Origin of the sequence: Aeromonas sp. QDB54, assembly GCF_027707385.1 — a bacterium.
Lineage (GTDB): Bacteria > Pseudomonadota > Gammaproteobacteria > Enterobacterales > Aeromonadaceae > Aeromonas > Aeromonas hydrophila.
In genome coordinates this window covers 1-15,244 of record NZ_JAPCIT010000019.1, presented here as the reverse complement: position 1 = coordinate 15,244, position 15,244 = coordinate 1, and the positions used below count along the sequence as shown (strand labels likewise).

15 protein-coding genes are annotated in these 15,244 nt (G+C 62.8%); 10 read left to right on the top strand and 5 right to left on the bottom strand.

Features of this window, described 5'->3' with window-relative positions:
• Positions 1–12: 12 nt before the first annotated feature.
• On the top strand, positions 13–441 hold the full coding sequence (locus tag PG881_RS17590; protein ID WP_005307217.1) for a F0F1 ATP synthase subunit epsilon: 429 nt from the start codon (positions 13–15) through the stop codon (positions 439–441).
• A 94-nt stretch (positions 442–535) separates the two neighbouring features.
• Complete coding sequence (gene glmU, locus PG881_RS17585) at positions 536–1,897, top strand: bifunctional UDP-N-acetylglucosamine diphosphorylase/glucosamine-1-phosphate N-acetyltransferase GlmU (RefSeq protein ID WP_045525936.1); 1,362 nt, start codon at positions 536–538, stop codon at positions 1,895–1,897.
• A 50-nt stretch (positions 1,898–1,947) separates the two neighbouring features.
• On the opposite strand, the gene creD is transcribed toward glmU, so the two are convergent.
• The 4 genes from creD to blrA form a co-directional block, all read right to left on the bottom strand.
• Positions 1,948–3,309 carry a cell envelope integrity protein CreD gene (gene creD / locus PG881_RS17580; protein ID WP_270801722.1) on the bottom strand — a complete coding sequence of 454 codons (1,362 nt, stop codon included), beginning with the start codon at positions 3,307–3,309 and terminating at the stop codon, positions 1,948–1,950.
• 117 nt (positions 3,310–3,426) lie between these two features.
• Complete coding sequence (gene blaOXA / locus PG881_RS17575; RefSeq protein ID WP_270801719.1) at positions 3,427–4,221, bottom strand: OXA-12 family class D beta-lactamase; 795 nt, start codon at positions 4,219–4,221, stop codon at positions 3,427–3,429.
• Between the two features lie 75 nt (positions 4,222–4,296).
• Positions 4,297–5,718, bottom strand: a complete 1,422-nt coding sequence (gene blrB, locus PG881_RS17570; RefSeq protein WP_270801714.1) for a beta-lactam sensor histidine kinase BlrB — start codon at positions 5,716–5,718, stop codon at positions 4,297–4,299.
• Positions 5,719–5,752: 34 nt separating this feature from the next.
• Positions 5,753–6,427 (bottom strand): beta-lactam response regulator transcription factor BlrA, encoded by a 675-nt coding sequence (gene blrA, locus PG881_RS17565; protein ID WP_207138485.1) that lies wholly within the window; start codon positions 6,425–6,427, stop codon positions 5,753–5,755.
• A 123-nt stretch (positions 6,428–6,550) separates the two neighbouring features.
• Here blrA and PG881_RS17560 point away from each other — a divergent pair, with 123 nt between their 5' ends.
• Together PG881_RS17560 and glmS are read left to right on the top strand one after the other, a co-directional pair.
• Complete coding sequence (locus PG881_RS17560) at positions 6,551–7,324, top strand: DeoR/GlpR family DNA-binding transcription regulator (protein WP_017410463.1); 774 nt, start codon at positions 6,551–6,553, stop codon at positions 7,322–7,324.
• Between the two features lie 55 nt (positions 7,325–7,379).
• The gene (gene glmS / locus PG881_RS17555) at positions 7,380–9,212 is read left to right on the top strand and encodes a glutamine--fructose-6-phosphate transaminase (isomerizing) (protein WP_017410462.1); all 1,833 of its coding nucleotides are present in this window, start codon (positions 7,380–7,382) and stop codon (positions 9,210–9,212) included.
• A 64-nt stretch (positions 9,213–9,276) separates the two neighbouring features.
• Here glmS and PG881_RS17550 read toward each other — a convergent pair whose 3' ends face one another.
• Complete coding sequence (locus tag PG881_RS17550) at positions 9,277–10,053, bottom strand: helix-turn-helix transcriptional regulator (protein ID WP_016352388.1); 777 nt, start codon at positions 10,051–10,053, stop codon at positions 9,277–9,279.
• Positions 10,054–10,262: 209 nt separating this feature from the next.
• Between PG881_RS17550 and PG881_RS17545 the strand changes: the two genes are divergently transcribed.
• From PG881_RS17545 to PG881_RS17520, 6 genes are read left to right on the top strand one after another with little or no spacing between them, the layout of a single operon-like run.
• Positions 10,263–11,024 carry a DUF3450 domain-containing protein gene (locus PG881_RS17545; RefSeq protein ID WP_270801705.1) on the top strand — a complete coding sequence of 254 codons (762 nt, stop codon included), beginning with the start codon at positions 10,263–10,265 and terminating at the stop codon, positions 11,022–11,024.
• Positions 11,021–12,328 (top strand): MotA/TolQ/ExbB proton channel family protein, encoded by a 1,308-nt coding sequence (locus PG881_RS17540; RefSeq protein WP_270801701.1) that lies wholly within the window; start codon positions 11,021–11,023, stop codon positions 12,326–12,328. The genes PG881_RS17545 and PG881_RS17540 overlap by 4 nt, the downstream gene beginning before the upstream one ends.
• Positions 12,325–12,855 (top strand): MotA/TolQ/ExbB proton channel family protein, encoded by a 531-nt coding sequence (locus tag PG881_RS17535; protein WP_005307253.1) that lies wholly within the window; start codon positions 12,325–12,327, stop codon positions 12,853–12,855. Before PG881_RS17540 ends, PG881_RS17535 begins: the two co-directional genes overlap by 4 nt.
• Positions 12,852–13,253 carry an ExbD/TolR family protein gene (locus tag PG881_RS17530; RefSeq protein ID WP_005321875.1) on the top strand — a complete coding sequence of 134 codons (402 nt, stop codon included), beginning with the start codon at positions 12,852–12,854 and terminating at the stop codon, positions 13,251–13,253. The genes PG881_RS17535 and PG881_RS17530 overlap by 4 nt, the downstream gene beginning before the upstream one ends.
• Positions 13,250–13,912 (top strand): energy transducer TonB, encoded by a 663-nt coding sequence (locus PG881_RS17525; RefSeq protein WP_101150412.1) that lies wholly within the window; start codon positions 13,250–13,252, stop codon positions 13,910–13,912. The genes PG881_RS17530 and PG881_RS17525 overlap by 4 nt, the downstream gene beginning before the upstream one ends.
• 2 nt (positions 13,913–13,914) lie before the next feature.
• Positions 13,915–15,093, top strand: coding sequence for a tetratricopeptide repeat protein (locus tag PG881_RS17520; RefSeq protein WP_270801692.1), 1,179 nt, complete (start codon positions 13,915–13,917; stop codon positions 15,091–15,093).
• The last annotated feature ends 151 nt before the right edge of the window (positions 15,094–15,244 follow it).

Sequence of the window (15,244 nt, the reverse complement as noted above, 5' to 3'; positions counted from 1 at the left end):
ATAGGAGGGCCCATGGCAGAGATGATCTCCTTTCACTTGGACGTGGTGAGCGCTGAAGGAAAACTGTTTTCCGGTCGCGTGCAGTCCGCTCAGGTATCAGGCTCCGAAGGTGAGCTGGGTCTCCGCCACGGTCATGCTCCGTTGCTGACTGCCATCAAGCCGGGCCTGGTCCGCTTGGTGAAGCAGAATGGAACTGAAGAGGTGCTGTACATCTCCGGCGGCATGCTGGAAGTACAACCCGAAGCCGTGACCGTGCTGGCGGACACCGCGATTCGTGCCGACGATTTGGATGAGGCGAAAGCCCAGGAAGCCAAACGCGCGGCGGAAGAGCGGATCCACAGCTCCCATGGTGATATCGACTACGCCCAGGCCGCCACCGAGCTGGCCAAGGCGATGGCTCAACTGCGGGTCATCGATATCGTCAAAAAGAATTACCGTTAATAACGGTGAGGTAAAAAGCGACCTGCGGGTCGCTTTTTTTTTACTCGTTGGATAGACTCCGCCGAGTATTTCTTCATGTTCCAAAGGTCGAATTATGTCTCTCAACGTCGTGATCCTGGCTGCGGGTAAAGGTACCCGTATGCGCTCCTCCCTGCCCAAGGTGCTGCACCCGGTCGCCAACAAGCCAATGGTTTCCCATGTGATCGAGACTGCCCGCAAGGTCGGTGCCGAGCAGCTGCATCTGGTGTATGGCCACGGTGCCGAACTGCTGAAGGAGCGGATCCAGGCATCTGACCTGAACTGGGTGCTGCAGGCCCAGCAACTGGGTACCGGCCACGCCGTCGCCCAGGCCATCCCGTTCTGGCAGGACGAAGACGACGTGCTGGTGCTGTACGGCGATACCCCGCTGATCCAGCCGGAAACCCTGCAGCGGCTGCTGGCGGCCAAGGCCGCCGACGGCATGGCTCTGCTGACTGTGGTGCTGGACAACCCGACCGGTTATGGCCGCATCGTGCGCAGTAACGGCCAGGTGGTCGGCATCGTCGAGCAGAAGGATGCCAATGCCGAGCAGCTGGCGATCCGCGAAGTGAACACCGGCGTGCTGGTGGCCAACGGTGGCCAGCTGCGCAGCTGGCTGTCGCGTCTGGACAACAAGAATGCCCAGGGCGAGTTCTATCTGACTGACGTGATCGCCATGGCCCATGCCGACAACTGCCCCATCGCCGCAGTTCACCCGGACGACGCCATGGAAGTGGAAGGGGCTAACAACCGGGTACAGCTGGCTCAGCTCGAGCGCAGTTACCAGAAGATGCAGGCCGAGCGGCTGATGATAGCTGGCGCCACCCTGATCGACCCGGCCCGCTTCGATCTGCGCGGCACCCTGGAAATCGGGGAAGAGGTAGTGATCGACGTCAACGTCATCATCGAAGGCAAGGTAGTGCTGGGCAACCACGTCCGTATCGGGGCCGGCAGCGTGCTGAAGGATTGCGTGATTGGCGACCACACCGAGGTGAAACCCTACTCCGTCATCGAAGGGGCACAGATCGCCGATCAGTGCTCGGTCGGTCCCTTTACCCGGCTGCGCCCGGGTGCCGTGCTGGAGCAGGATGCCCATGTCGGCAACTTCGTCGAGATGAAGAAGGCCCGACTGGGGGTTGGCTCCAAGTGTGGTCATCTGACCTATCTGGGGGATGCCGAAGTGGGTGCCAAGGTGAACATCGGGGCTGGCACCATCACCTGCAACTACGACGGGGTGAACAAGTTCCAGACAATCATCGAGGACGACGTCTTCGTCGGCTCCGATACCCAGCTGGTGGCGCCGGTGCGCATCGGCAAGGGGGCGACCCTGGGGGCCGGCTCCACCATCACCAAGGACGTGGCCGAGAACGAGCTGGTGATCACCCGGGTTCCCCAGCGTCACATCAAAAACTGGGCTCGCCCGGTCAAGAAGAAGTGATGCCCGATCAATGAAATGCAAACCGGCGCCTGATGGCGCCGGTTTTGTTTTCAGTTCTCCTGCCCGCTGGCGGGGGGCGTCGGGGCATTCCCCATCACCCGATACCAGTCCAGCTTGCGGGTCAGCACCATGACCAGCGCCAGGATGGCGAACAGCAGCAGGGCGCCGAGCAGCAGGGCTATCTCCTCGGCCTGCAGCAAGCCGAACAGGACGGCGTAGACCAGCCCGAGCAGGGCCGCGAAGCCGAGCCCCTGTTTAGGGCCGCCCAGCACATGGCTGAGGTAGAAGCCGTTGAGGGCCACGCTGGCCAGGGCGGCAATCAGATAGGCCCAGCCAAAGCCGAGATGTTCGGTCAGGGCCAGCAGCACCAGATAGAAGATGGCCAGCCCCATGCCCACCAGCGCGTACTGGATCGGGTGCACCCGCAGCCCCTTGAGCAGCTCGAACATGAAGAAGCTGAGGAAGGTGAGGCCGATGAACAGCAGCGCATACTTGGCGGCCCGCTCGTTCTGCTGGTAGTGATCCACCGGCTGCACCAGGCTGACGCTGAAGGCCGGCAGATCGCCGCTGGCACCTTTCATCATCCGGTTGAAACGGCTCTCCATGTCGGTGGCAAACCAGCTGCTCTGCCAGCTGGCCTCGAAACCGCTGTTGGTAAGGGTGCGGCTGCCCGGCAGAAAGTCACCGATGAAGTTGGGGTGGGGCCAGTTGCTGGCGAGGTTGAGCCTGCTGTCCTGGCCGATCGGCACCACTTCCAGCTGGTTCATCCCCTGCAGATCCAGCTCGATGTGAAAGGCGCCGTCTGCTCCCGGCAGGGTGGCAAGCGGTGCATGGATGCCAGCCAGCCCGTCACCCAGCAGGGCGCCGGGAGCAAACGGAATGCGCTGCTCCCCCAGTTGCAGCTCAGGCACCCGGTTGATGCCGCGGGCATCGGACAGCACCAGGCTCAGATAGGGTTTGCCCGCCACCAGGGCGGGATCGGCGCCATCGACGGTCAGATCCGGCTCGCCGCTGATCAGGGTTTTACCGTTCAGTTCGGCAGGCAGTCGCCCGGAGAGGGAGAGCCGGGTGTGATAGACCTGGGCCTGGTAGATGCCGAGCTTGCGCGGGGTCACTTCCATGCTGGCCTGCACATCCAGCTGCTCCGGCAGCAGGTAGCGGTAGAGCTGCAGCTTGCGCTCGAAGCGCTTGCCATCCTGCTCCACCGTGACGGTGCGGGTATAAGGCTGCACCACGACCGGCCCCAGCAGTCGCTGCGGGCCGCTGCTGCTGGCCATGATGCTGTGGATGGCCTGGCTGCGATAGGCCTGGCGCTCCCGGTTCAGCTCCATGATGGATTGCACCGGCACCATCAGCAGCAGGCTGAGCAACAGCAGCAGAAAGATCTTGTGGCTGAATATCTGTTTGACCATGACACGTCTCCTTGTTGATGGAACCGAGTGTGACAGTCGTGGGTGAAGCGGAGATGGGGCTGTGTGAAGCGGGGGTTAAGGGGATAAAAAAACCGGCGCCTGGCGCCGGTCTGGGTATTACAGGGTTTTCAGTTTGGCCGGCAGGGCGGCCAGCACCTCTTCCTTGGCCTTGAGCGAGGCGAACTGCTTGCCGGGTTTCTGCACCACGGTATGGACGAAGATGAGCTGCTTGCCCGGCTTGCTGGCCCAGCCGACGAACCAGCCGATCTGCTGCTCCCGGTTGAGGCTGCCATCCAGCTTCTTCGGGTAGCCCATGCCGGTCTTGCCGTGGATCTGCCAGCCGTCGATCTCGCTCACCTTGAGGATGTTGGCGGTGTACTGCAGGGTCTGCGCCGACACCGGCAGCTTGCCGCTCACCATCTTGCCGAGGAAGCGGGCCTGTTCCTGTGGGCTGATGGCAAGGCTGGAACTGAGCCAGGCCTGGGTCAGACCATCGTGCTTGCCAGGATTGCCGGAGAGATCCCGGTTGCCGTAGTCAAAGCGGTCGACGTACTGCTGGAAGCGCTCCATCCCCAGCCATTCGGTGATCTGCTGGGAGAACCAGACCACCGAGTAGGTTTCCCAGCGGCGCGGGGTGGTGGTTTCCCGCCAGGCGGGCAGCCAGTCGTCGTAACCGGGTTTGAAGGGCAGTGCCGGGTGTTCTTCGTCCACCAGAAAGCCGCTGTCGTAGCCCATCAGCGCCAGCGGGATCTTGAAGGTGGACGCGGGTGGCAGCTGGCTTGAACAATCCCCTTCGCTGGAGAGGGTCTGGCCGTTGCCGTCGGCATAGAGAAAGCAGCCGGCGGCGGCGCTGGCGGGCAGCGAGAACAGCAGGCCTGTGCCGAGCAGGCCGGATAACAGAAGGCGGGACATGGGGTCTCCTTGAGCACATTGAGTTCGCTGGGAAAACATCAGCATAGCGCCGCTTTATGTGGCCAGTGTGAAGTGTCAGCCCGCCGGCAACCAGAGCTCGGCCAGCACCCCGCCGTCAGGCTGGTTGGCGAGGGTCAACCGGCCACCGTGCTGGCGCGCCACCTCGGTGGCGAAGCTGAGCCCGAGGCCGCTGCTCTTGCCCTTGTCGGGTCTGGGCAACGAATAGAAGCGCTCGAAGATGCGCGGCAGGGCATAGTCCGGAATGCCGGGCCCCTGATCCCGCACCCGGAAGCAGTAACCCCCCTCCTCCATGGTCCCGCTCAGCGCCAGGGTGCTGCCGATGGGGGAGAAGTCGAGGGCGTTGTCCAGCAGGTTGCCGAGCGCCTGCTCCACCAGCAGCGAGTCCCACTTCTGTTTCTGGGCCTCCCCCAATTCGGCGTGCAGGGTCACCTGACGGCGCTGGGCCAGGATCTGGCGGGCATCGAGCACCTGTCTGCCCAGCCTGGCCGGCTCGACGGCCTGTCTGTCCAGCCCCTGCCCCGACTCCAGTTTGGCCAGCTGCAGCATCCGCTCGATCAGCTGCTGCATGCGGGCCGTCTCCAGATTGATGTTGCCGATAAAGCGCTTTGCCACGTCCAGCGGCGGGGCCTCGGTCAGTATTTCCCCTGCCCCGCGAATGGCGGCCAGCGGGCTCTTGAGCTCGTGGGTCAGGCTGTGTACATAGGCTTCGATGTAGGCCTTGCCGTCCAGCTGGCGGCGCATGGTTTCCAGGGAGCGGCCGAGCCGATCCAGTTCCGGGCTGTAGAGGCGCGGCAGGCTGGCGGGCTGACCCTGGCTGACCGCATCGGCGTAGTGCACCAGCTTGCCGATGGCGCGGTTGAGCCACCACACCAGCAGGGCGCCGATCAGCAGCGAGATGAACAGCAGCAGGGCCGCCCCCTGCAGCAGCTGGTGTTCGCTGCGCTCTATCATGGGCAGCAGGGTGCGGTTCGGCTTGGCGACGGTGAGGGAGCCAAGGATGTCGTCCCCCTCCCGCAGTGGCGCGGCCACGTGCATCACCGAACTGGCGGGATCGTCGGGGTCGCTGCGGGTGCTGCGGGCGCCGTATTCGCCGCGCAGGGTGCGATAGACGTCGTTCCAGCGCGAGTAGTCCTTGCCCAGATCCACCCCGTCCGAGTCGTACACCACCTTGCCCCATCGATCGACCACATAGATGCGGTACTCCGCCTGCTGTTTGAGGTGGCCGTCGATCAGGGCGTTGATGGGGCTCTGGTTGAGGCGGGCGAAGGCGCTGGCCAGCCGGCCATCCGCCATCTTGCCTTCCTGCAGGTCATCCAGCGCCAGCGGTGCCAGCATCTGGGCCATGTCCACCAGGGTATCTTCGGTGGCGCTGCGCACCCCGGGTTTGATCTCCTCGACGAAGATTTCCAGCACGAACCAGGCGGCCAGCGCGAAGATCAACACCAGCCCGCACAGCAGTTGCAGCCCAATCCTCATGGCGTCCTCCGGCCGGTGTCAGGCCACTGTCTGTTCATGCCAGCTCCAGGCTGTAGCCCAGCCCACGATGGGTCAGGATCAGGTTGGCGTGGGGATCCCGCTCCCGCAGCTTGGCACGGATGGTCTTGATATGGGTATCCACGGTACGATCCAGGCTCTCCTCCGCCCCGCTCCACACCAGATCCATCAGCTGCTGGCGGGAGTAGACCCGGCCCGGCGCCAGCATCAGGGTCTTGAGCAGCAGATATTCGTAACGGGTGAGCGCCAGCGGCTGGCCGTGAAAGCTGATGCGGGCCCGCTCCTCGTCCAGCGCCAGCAACTGGCTCGGCGGGGGCGTGGCCGGCTGGCTGCGGCGCAGGATGACCCGCACCCGGGCGCACACCTCCCGCGGCGAGAAGGGCTTGGCCACATAGTCGTCGGCGCCGATCTCCAGTCCGATCAGCCGGTCTATCTCCTCGCTGCGGGCGGTGAGAAACATCAGCGGGGTATCGCACCGTGCCCGAACCTGCTTGCACAACTCGAAACCGCTGATGTCCGGCAGCCCCACATCCAGGATCAGGAAGTCGGGTCGCGTCTGTTCCAGTCGTGCCAGCAGCGGCTGGCCGAGGGAAAACCACTCCACCTCGAAACCGTCGGTCTGCAGCGCATAAATCAAGGTGTCGGCGATGCTGGCTTCATCTTCCACCAGCCAGATGGTTCGTTTTTGCATGGCATCCTCGTCGCAAATCAGCAGCCCCATTCTGGCATCGAACCAAATCGGATCCTATTTGCCGTTTGATTTTTTCAAAAAAGGTATTAATATTTCGCCATTCTTTCGAATCGAAACTTAAAGATGACCAAACGTAATACTCAGCAGCGCCGTCACACCATAGTGAGCCTGGTGCAGGAGCAAGGTGAAGTCAGCGTCGATGCCTTGGCCAAACACTTCGCCACCTCCGAAGTGACCATCCGCAAAGATCTGGCGGTGCTGGAGACCGGTGGCCTGCTGCTGCGCCGTTACGGTGGTGCCGTTCCCCTGCCCTCAGAGATGGTGGTGGAGAGCAATCCCGAGCAAGTTTCGAAACGAAAGCTGGCGATCGCCCGAGCCGCCGCCGAACGGATCCGTGATCACAATCGCGTCATCATCGACAGCGGCAGTACGACCAGCGCCATGATCCCCATGCTGGGCAACAAGCGCGGTCTCATCGTGATGACCAACTCCCTCAACGTGGCCGGCGCCCTGCGCGAGCTGGAGAACGAACCCACCCTGCTGATGACCGGCGGTACCTGGGATCCCCACTCCGAATCCTTCCAGGGACAGGTGGCGGAGCAGGTGCTGCGCTCCTATGACTTCGACCAGCTGTTCATCGGTGCCGACGGCATCGATCCGGAGCGCGGTACCACCACCTTCAACGAGCTGGTGGGCCTCTCCCGGGTCATGGCCGAGGTGTCGCGGGAGGTCATCGTCATGGTGGAGTCGGAGAAGATCGGCCGCAAGATCCCCAATCTCGAACTGCCCTGGTCCGGCATCCATACCCTGGTGACCGACGAGGGGCTGGCCAGTGCGGCCAGAGAACAGATCCAGGCCAGGGGGATCCAGCTGATTTGCGCCCCCGTGGCCGTTTGACCTGAACAAACCATTATCCAACCGAATTAACGTCTTACGTCTCAAGGAGAAGTGTATGTGTGGCATCGTCGGGGCCGTCGCCCAACGTGATGTGGCTGAAATCCTGGTAGAGGGCCTGCGCCGTCTGGAATACCGTGGCTACGATTCGGCCGGTGTCGCCGTGTTCAGCGCCAACCAGCCGCTGCAGCGGGTGCGTCGGCTGGGCAAGGTGGCCGAGCTGGCCAAGGCGCTGGAAGAGCAGTCCGTCCACGGTGGTACCGGCATTGCCCACACCCGCTGGGCTACCCATGGCGAGCCGTCCGAGCGCAACGCTCACCCTCACGTCTCCGAGCATATCGTGGTGGTGCACAACGGCATCATCGAGAACCATGAAGAGCTGCGTGAAGAGCTCAAGGCGCTGGGCTATGTGTTCAGCTCCGACACCGACACCGAGGTGATTGCCCACCTGGTGCACCACGAGCTGAAATCCGCTCCCAGCCTGCTGGCGGCCATGCAGGTAGCGGTGAAGCAGCTGCGCGGCGCCTACGGCACCGTGGTGATGGACAGCCGTGACGACAGCCGTGTGGTGGTGGCCCGCTCCGGCTCCCCGCTGGTGATCGGCCGCGGCATCGGCGAGAACTTCATCGCCTCCGACCAGATGGCACTGCTGCCGGTGACCCGCCGCTTCATCTTCCTGGAAGAGGGTGACGTGGCCGAAGTGACCCGCCGCGACGTACACATCTTCGATACCCACGGCGAGGCCGTGGTGCGCGAGGAGCTGGAGTCCGAGCTCTCCCACGATGCCGGTGACAAGGGTGAATACCGTCACTACATGCTGAAAGAGATCTACGAGCAACCCAAGGCCATCACCAATACCCTGGAAGGTCGTCTGGGTTCGGATCACGTGGTGGTCGAGTCGTTCGGCAACGGCGCCCGCGCCATCTTCGACAAGGTCGAGCACGTCCAGATCGTCGCCTGCGGCACCTCCTACAACTCCGGCATGGTGGCGCGCTACTGGTTTGAAGAGATCGCCGGCGTCTCCTGCGACGTGGAGATCGCCTCCGAGTTCCGCTACCGCAAGTCGGTGGTGCGCCCCAACAGCCTGTTGGTGACCCTGTCCCAGAGCGGCGAGACCGCCGACACCCTGGCCGCCCTGCGCCTGGCCAAGGAGTCCGGCTACATGAGCTCGCTGGCCATCTGCAACGTGCCGGGCTCTTCCCTGGTGCGTGAATCGGATCTGGCCTTTATGACCCGGGCTGGTGCCGAGATCGGGGTGGCCTCCACCAAGGCGTTCACCACCCAGCTGGCTGGTCTGCTGATGTTGGTGGCTTCGGTCGGTCACTGCCGTGGTAACCTGAGTGCCGCCGCCGAGGCCGAACTGGTCAAGGCGCTGCAAGCCCTGCCGCTGCGTATTAAAGAGAGCCTGGCGCTGGCTAAGGATATCGAAGCCCTGGCCGAAGAGTTTGCCGACAAGCACCACAGCCTGTTCCTCGGTCGTGGCAGCCAGTACCCCATCGCCATGGAAGGGGCATTGAAGCTCAAAGAGATCTCCTACATCCACGCCGAGGCCTATGCCGCCGGTGAGCTCAAGCACGGCCCGCTGGCGCTGATCGATGCCGAGATGCCCATCATCGTCGTGGCGCCGAACAACGATCTGCTGGAGAAGCTCAAGTCCAACGTGGAAGAGGTGCGCGCCCGTGGCGGTATCCTCTACGTGTTCGCCGATGCCGACGCCGGCTTCAAGAGCGACGAAACCATGCGGGTGATGAGCCTGAACCACGTGGAAGAGATGATCGCGCCGATCGTCTATACCGTGCCGCTGCAGCTGCTCTCCTACCACGTTGCCCTCATCAAGGGCACCGACGTGGATCAGCCGCGCAACCTGGCAAAATCCGTGACCGTGGAATAAGCCGTCGCCGGAAATGAAAAAGAGCCGCATTGCGGCTCTTTTTGTTTGTCTGGCTCGGTGGTTGCTATGACAGCCGCAGGTTGGTGATGGTCACGTCGTCCAGCGAGGGCACTATGATGCCGCTGGAGATGCTCTTGGCGATCGCCTGGTTGCGGTTCTTCGAGTCGGTCTTGTTGGTGACCTGATTGAGGTGGAAGTTCACGGTTCGCTCGCTGATGCCGAGGATGGTGGCGATCTCCCAGGAGGTCTTGCCCTCGCTGGCCCAGAACAGGCACTCCTTCTCCCGATCTGACAGCTCGGTCAGGTACTTCATCAGATCCGGCCTGCTCTTTATCAGCTGCAGCGCCGAGTTGAAGATGTAGCTGGCGCAAAACGACAGCAAGGGAACGTTTTCAAACATCAGATCGGAATTGGACTTCTCCTTGCTGATGAACGAGAGGATGCCGTGTTCCCCCTGTGGCGTGTGCAGCGGGAAGGAGACACCGTTTCTCACCCCGAAGTCGGCCGCCAGGTTCATCACCTCCCGACTGGCGCTGGGCAGCCAGGGAGAGTCGCAGTCGAGCTTGTTCCAGAAGATGGGCTGGGTCTGCTTCAGTCCCAGGAAGACGACCGGGTCCTGGGTCAGGTAGTGCCGCTCTGAATAGGCATCGAACCAGCTGGTGGGGCAGTTGTTGAACAACGCCACATGGGATTTCTGCATGCTGATGGGGAAAATAATCAGCAAACGGAAGTAATCAAAGCCCATCTGATGACTGAAGCGCTCCAGCTGCTGCTGGATGTCGCTGGTCTTCTTGGCCTTGGTGAACCGATCGATGTGTTCCCAGATCGCATCGTTGAACATGAACTTCTCCTTTTTCGATCTCTATCACATTGATCGAAAAGATATTTTTTATTTATTAATTTGGTGTGGTGAGAACCAACGCCAGTGACTCCCGTGCTTGCTTAAAAATTATCCTGTTTTTTCGGCCGAAGGCCAACAAAATCATCTGATTGCCACTGCCCCCACTCTTTGAGACAATGAGAATAGTTATCATTGTTAAGATTTATATCATGAATAAGTTTTGGGGTTTGGCCTTGTTGCCACTGTCAGTCCACTTCGCTGCTGGCGCCGACGAGCTGGTCGCACCGGCACTGAAAAACAGCATAGCTGCCGGGAAAGCCTCCCAGCAGCGCGTGGAAAAAGCCGCCGATGCGGCCGTTGCTGCCCGGCTGGAGCTGCAAAATGCCCAGCTGCAACTGCGCGATCTGGAAGCCTACAACCGCTACATGCAGTCTCTGGTGGCCGATCAGCAAAATGAGCTTGGCAAGCTGAGCCAGCAGCTGGAGGCGGTACAAGAGACCCGGCAGGGCCTGATCCCGCTGATGCTGCAGATGCAGGCCGATCTGGAGCAGCTGGTACAAAATGACATGCCGCTGCGCAAGGAAGATCGCCTGGCGCGGGTTGAACTGTTGAAAGTGACCCTGGCCCGCGCCGACGTGAGCGAGGCGGAGAAGTTCCGCCAGCTACTGCAGGCCTACCAGATTGAAGCCGAATACGGCAGCCGGTTGGATAGCTACTCTACTGAGCTGGCGCTGGACGGCGCACCGCGCCGGGTCGATGTGCTGGCGGTGGGTCGGGTCTCCCTGCTGGCGATGACCGCCGATCGTTCCCAGGCATGGCGCTGGTCTGCGCAGAGCAAGCAATGGCAAGCCCTCGACAGCCAGTGGCTCTCTCCCATCGCCGAGGCGCTGGAGATGGCTGCCGACAAGAAGGTTCCCCAGTTGTTGAATGTCCCCCTCTCCGTCAGCCGTGGTCAGGAGGCCCAGTCATGAGCATCACCATGAAGTGGTTCCCCCTCGCCATTGCCCTCTCTCTGGGCACCACCACTGCCGTTGCCGATGAAGCCTGGCAGCAGCAGGAGCAAGCCCGTGAACAGCAGGCCCAGCAGGATCTGGCGTCTGTCTCCAAGGAGCTGAACAGTGCCCGTGCCAGGCTGGCTGCGGCCCAGAGCCTCAGCAAGCAGCTGGCAAGTCAGTTCGCGGCCAATGAAAAACAGCTGGTGGAGCTCAACGCTGAGTGGGAGCAGGCCTCCGGCGACATGAACGAGATCTTCGCGGTGACCCGTCAGGGGGCCAGCGATGCGGTCAAGCTGCTGAGTGAATCCGCCGTCGAGGGCCAGTACCCAGATCGCCTCGCCCCGCTCAAGGCCATGGCGCAGGAGAAGCAGGTGCCGGATCGCGCCGCCCTCGCCCTGCTGCCCGCCACCCTGCTGCAAGAGATCCGCGAATCGGGCCGGGTTGCCCAGTTCACCGGCAAGGTGCTCGATGCCCAGGGGGCTGCCAGCGAGCAGCCGCTGACCCGGGTCGGCAGCTTTGCTCTGCTGGGGAGCGCAGGCTTCCTGCAACCCACCGCCGAAGGCCTGAGCCCTGTGCTGGGTCTGCCCGGCAGTATGCTCTCCGCCGCGGCCGCCTATCAGGGTAAGGAGGGGGAAGCGCTGCCGCTGGATCCCTCCCACGGCACCCTGCTGGAGATGCTGGCACAAGCCCCCACCTTCTGGCAGCAAGTCCAGCAGGGTGGCCAGGTCGGCGCCATCATAGTGCTGCTGGCCGCCATCGGCCTGGGGATCGCCGGGGTAAGGCTGTGGAGCCTCTCCCGCGAACTGGGTCGGGTTCGTCGCCAGCTCAAGAGCGGTGAATATCATGCCGACAACGCCCTCGGCCGGGTGCTGACGGTGGCCGACAAGCACCCCGAGCTGAGCATGGAGACCCTCGAACTGCGTCTCGACGAGGCGATTCTGCAGGAGACCCCTCGCATGGAGCGCGGCATCGGCATGGTCAAGGTGATCGCGGCCATCGCCCCCATGCTGGGTCTGCTCGGCACCGTGACCGGGATGATCGGCACCTTCCAGGCCATCACCCAGTTCGGCACCGGCGATCCCAAGATCATGGCGGGCGGCATCTCCATGGCGCTGGTCACCACGGTACAGGGTCTGGTAGCGGCCATTCCGCTGATCCTGGCCCACAGCCTGCTGCAATCCCGCTTCACCGAACTCTCCAACGTGCTGGAGCAGCAGGTGGCCGGCATTCTGGCCGAGCGGGCCGAAAGCAACCGTGACGGGATGGAGCGGGCGGCATGATGCTCGACATCTGGCAACAGCTGCAGAGCTTCATGGGCCGCGGCGGCCCGGTGCTCTGGGTCATTCTGGCCCTGCTGGTGCTGATGTGGATTCTGATGATCGAGCGGCTGCTCTACCTCAACCTGGGGTTTGCCCCGCTGCAGCGCCAGCTGCTTGGCCGTTGGCAGGCCCGTAGCGAGCGCCACAGCTGGCACGCGCGGGCGATCCGCGGGCGCTGGCTGGCCGAGGCCGAGCTTGAGCTCAACCGTCATCTGATCTTCATCCGCACCCTGGTGGTGCTTTGCCCCATGCTGGGGCTGCTGGGTACCGTGACCGGCATGATAGGCGTATTCGATGCGTTGGCTGCGGCCAACCGCTTTAACCCGGAGAGCATGGCAGGCGGGATCTCCCGCGCCACCATCCCCACCATGGCTGGCATGGTGGTCGCGCTTTCCGGCGTGTTGTTACTCAGCCGGCTCGAGAGCCAGGCCAAGCGTGCGCTGGCCAAAACCCGGGACGGCCTGCGAGAAGAGAAGGTAATGCAATGAGACGGCAATCCAAACGCCAGCGCGACGAAGTGCAGATCGACATGACCCCCATGCTGGATATCGTGTTCATCATGCTGATCTTCTTTATTGTCACCACCTCCTTCGTGCGCGAAGCCGGGCTCGAGGTGCACAGGCCCCAGGCCAGTCAGGCCAAGGCGCAGAAGTCCTCCAGCATCATGCTGGCGATCGGCGCCCAGGGGCAGATCTTCCTCGACCGCAAGCAGATCGACGTGGAGCGGGTGCAGGCCAGTATCGCCCGCCTGCTGGCGGAACAGCCCGATGCCAGCCTGGTGATCCAGGCCGACGAGCGGGTGCCCCACGGCAAGGTGGTGCGGGTGATGGATGAGGCCAAGGCGGCGGGTATCGCCAACATCGCCGTGGCGGTGGCACCGAAATGAAATACAAGCTGATGAGCCTGGGACTGGGGATTGCCCTCAGTCTGGGGATCCTGCTGTTCATGGCCACCCTGGTGGAGCCGCCCAGAGGGGAGAAGGCGAGCGCCGAGCAGAAATCCATCGTCATCAACATGCAGAACGAGGTGACCGAAGTACAGGTGCGCGAGCGCCCGGTACCCCAGGAGCCGGAACCCTTGCCGGAGCCGCCTGCCGCGCTGGCCTCGACGCCGCTGCCTATGCCTGCGGCGGCCCCGCTGCCCTCGGTGCAGCCGAGCCTGGATCTGGTCTCCAGCCTCAGTGCGGTGCAGGTCTATGCCCCTGGCGTTGCGACCAGCCCTAGCCCGGTCGCGAGCGGCAATTTCCATGGTCAGCAACAGGGGGCCGGGATTGGCGCCGGTGACATGTTGATGCCGCTGCAGCGGATCGAGCCGGTCTATCCCTATCGGGCCCAGCAGGCCGGCATCGAAGGGTCGGTGACCTTGCGTTTCAGCGTCGATGCCGACGGCCGAGTGCAGGATGTGGAAGTGGTCGAGGCCAAGCCGAAGCGTCAGTTCGAGCGGGCGGCCATTCAGGCGATCAACAAGTGGCGCTACCAGCCAAGACCGGGCGCCACCGACAAGCTGGTGCAAGTCATCACGCTCAAATTCAAACTGGAGTCATAACTATGTTGCGGATCTGGATCTGTGTGCTGGCCCTGGTCAGCCAAGCCTGTCTGGCGATGGAGGTGAGCCCTCATTTCTCCCGCCAGCTGGAGCCCGTCATGAAGCTCTATCAATCCGGGCAGTGGCAACAGGCCCAGAGCAAGGCATCCGGCCTCAAGCCCAATTCCGAGGCCGAGCGCGCCTGGCTGGCTCAGTTGCAGGCGTCCCTGGCCGCCAACCTGCAGCAGACCGCCCAAGCAAGCCGCTACGTGGAACAGGCGCTGGCCTATAAAGAGTGGCCCGAGCAGCAACAGCTGCAACTGTTGCGGCTGCGCGGTGACATCCAGGCCCAGCAATCCAACTGGGCCGGCGCCATCGCCAGCTACAAGGCCGCATTGGCCATCAAGGTTGACGATGCCTTGCGCCTGCGTCTGGCCGGCCTCTATTACCACAACAAGCAGTACGGTGAGGCGGCCAGCCAGAGTGAACAGCTGTTGAAGAAGAGCTGGCAGAAGCAGGCTGCGATCATCCGCCTCTCGGCCCTCACCGCCCAGCAACGTTATGGTGTAGCTGCCGATCAGGCCGCCGAGCTGATCCGCCACGAGCCGACAGAGAGCAAGTGGTGGCAGCAGGCGGTGTCGCTCAACCTCTCCGCCAAGCGCGGCGATCAGGCGTTGGCGCTGCTGCAAACTGCCATCGACAGGAAGTTGATGGATGATGCCGCCACCCGCAACCAGCTGATCCGTCTTTATGCCTGGCAGGGACTGCCCTATCGCGGTGCCCGTCTGCTGGAAACGGCCATGGCGAAGGGACAGATGAAACAGAGCGCCGAGAATCAGCAACTGCTGGCTCAATTGTGGGAAGGGGCGCGCGAGTGGCCGAAGGCCGTTGACAGCTGGCAGCTGCTCGCCCGCGAGCATGCCCAACCCAAGGCGGCCATGCGCGCCGCCGAGCTGCTGTTGCAACAAGGCAGAACGGATGCGGCCATGACCCAGCTCGCGGCTATCAAGTCGGTGAAAGGCGAGCAAGGTAATCGCGCCAAGGCACTGCTGGTGCAGGCACATCTCAATAAAGAGCAGTATGCACAGGCGCTGGAGCTGGCCCGTGAACTGCAGCAGCAGGATAACTGGCAGCAGCGGGCGACCAGCTGGGTCAACTATATCCAGGCGCAAAGCGAAGAATTGAGCAAAAAAGCGGCGTGAAAGCAGGCTGAAGCCCTTGTTTTAGAGGCTTCAGCTTGCTTTTTCAGCAAACGAACGCATTTTTGCAAAATTCCCCTTGTCATCGCGGCGCGGCTCCCTATAATGCGCCCCTACCAGCACGGCGGAACACGCCAACCTGATGAGCCAGCTT

Excerpts from the sequence above, each read along its gene's own strand:
- PG881_RS17520 (WP_270801692.1), top strand. The coding sequence starts at position 13,915 with ATGTTGCGGATCTGGATCTGTGTGCTGGCCCTGGTCAGCCAAGCCTGT.
- PG881_RS17540 (WP_270801701.1), top strand. The coding sequence starts at position 11,021 with ATGAGCATCACCATGAAGTGGTTCCCCCTCGCCATTGCCCTCTCTCTG.
- glmU (WP_045525936.1), top strand. The coding sequence starts at position 536 with ATGTCTCTCAACGTCGTGATCCTGGCTGCGGGTAAAGGTACCCGTATG.
- blaOXA (WP_270801719.1), bottom strand. The coding sequence starts at position 4,221 with ATGTCCCGCCTTCTGTTATCCGGCCTGCTCGGCACAGGCCTGCTGTTC.
- PG881_RS17525 (WP_101150412.1), top strand. The coding sequence starts at position 13,250 with ATGAAATACAAGCTGATGAGCCTGGGACTGGGGATTGCCCTCAGTCTG.
- creD (WP_270801722.1), bottom strand. The coding sequence starts at position 3,309 with ATGGTCAAACAGATATTCAGCCACAAGATCTTTCTGCTGCTGTTGCTC.
- PG881_RS17545 (WP_270801705.1), top strand. The coding sequence starts at position 10,263 with ATGAATAAGTTTTGGGGTTTGGCCTTGTTGCCACTGTCAGTCCACTTC.
- PG881_RS17530 (WP_005321875.1), top strand. The coding sequence starts at position 12,852 with ATGAGACGGCAATCCAAACGCCAGCGCGACGAAGTGCAGATCGACATG.
- blrB (WP_270801714.1), bottom strand. The coding sequence starts at position 5,718 with ATGAGGATTGGGCTGCAACTGCTGTGCGGGCTGGTGTTGATCTTCGCG.
- PG881_RS17590 (WP_005307217.1), top strand. The coding sequence starts at position 13 with ATGGCAGAGATGATCTCCTTTCACTTGGACGTGGTGAGCGCTGAAGGA.
- glmS (WP_017410462.1), top strand. The coding sequence starts at position 7,380 with ATGTGTGGCATCGTCGGGGCCGTCGCCCAACGTGATGTGGCTGAAATC.
- PG881_RS17550 (WP_016352388.1), bottom strand. The coding sequence starts at position 10,053 with ATGTTCAACGATGCGATCTGGGAACACATCGATCGGTTCACCAAGGCC.
- PG881_RS17560 (WP_017410463.1), top strand. The coding sequence starts at position 6,551 with ATGACCAAACGTAATACTCAGCAGCGCCGTCACACCATAGTGAGCCTG.
- PG881_RS17535 (WP_005307253.1), top strand. The coding sequence starts at position 12,325 with ATGATGCTCGACATCTGGCAACAGCTGCAGAGCTTCATGGGCCGCGGC.
- blrA (WP_207138485.1), bottom strand. The coding sequence starts at position 6,427 with ATGCAAAAACGAACCATCTGGCTGGTGGAAGATGAAGCCAGCATCGCC.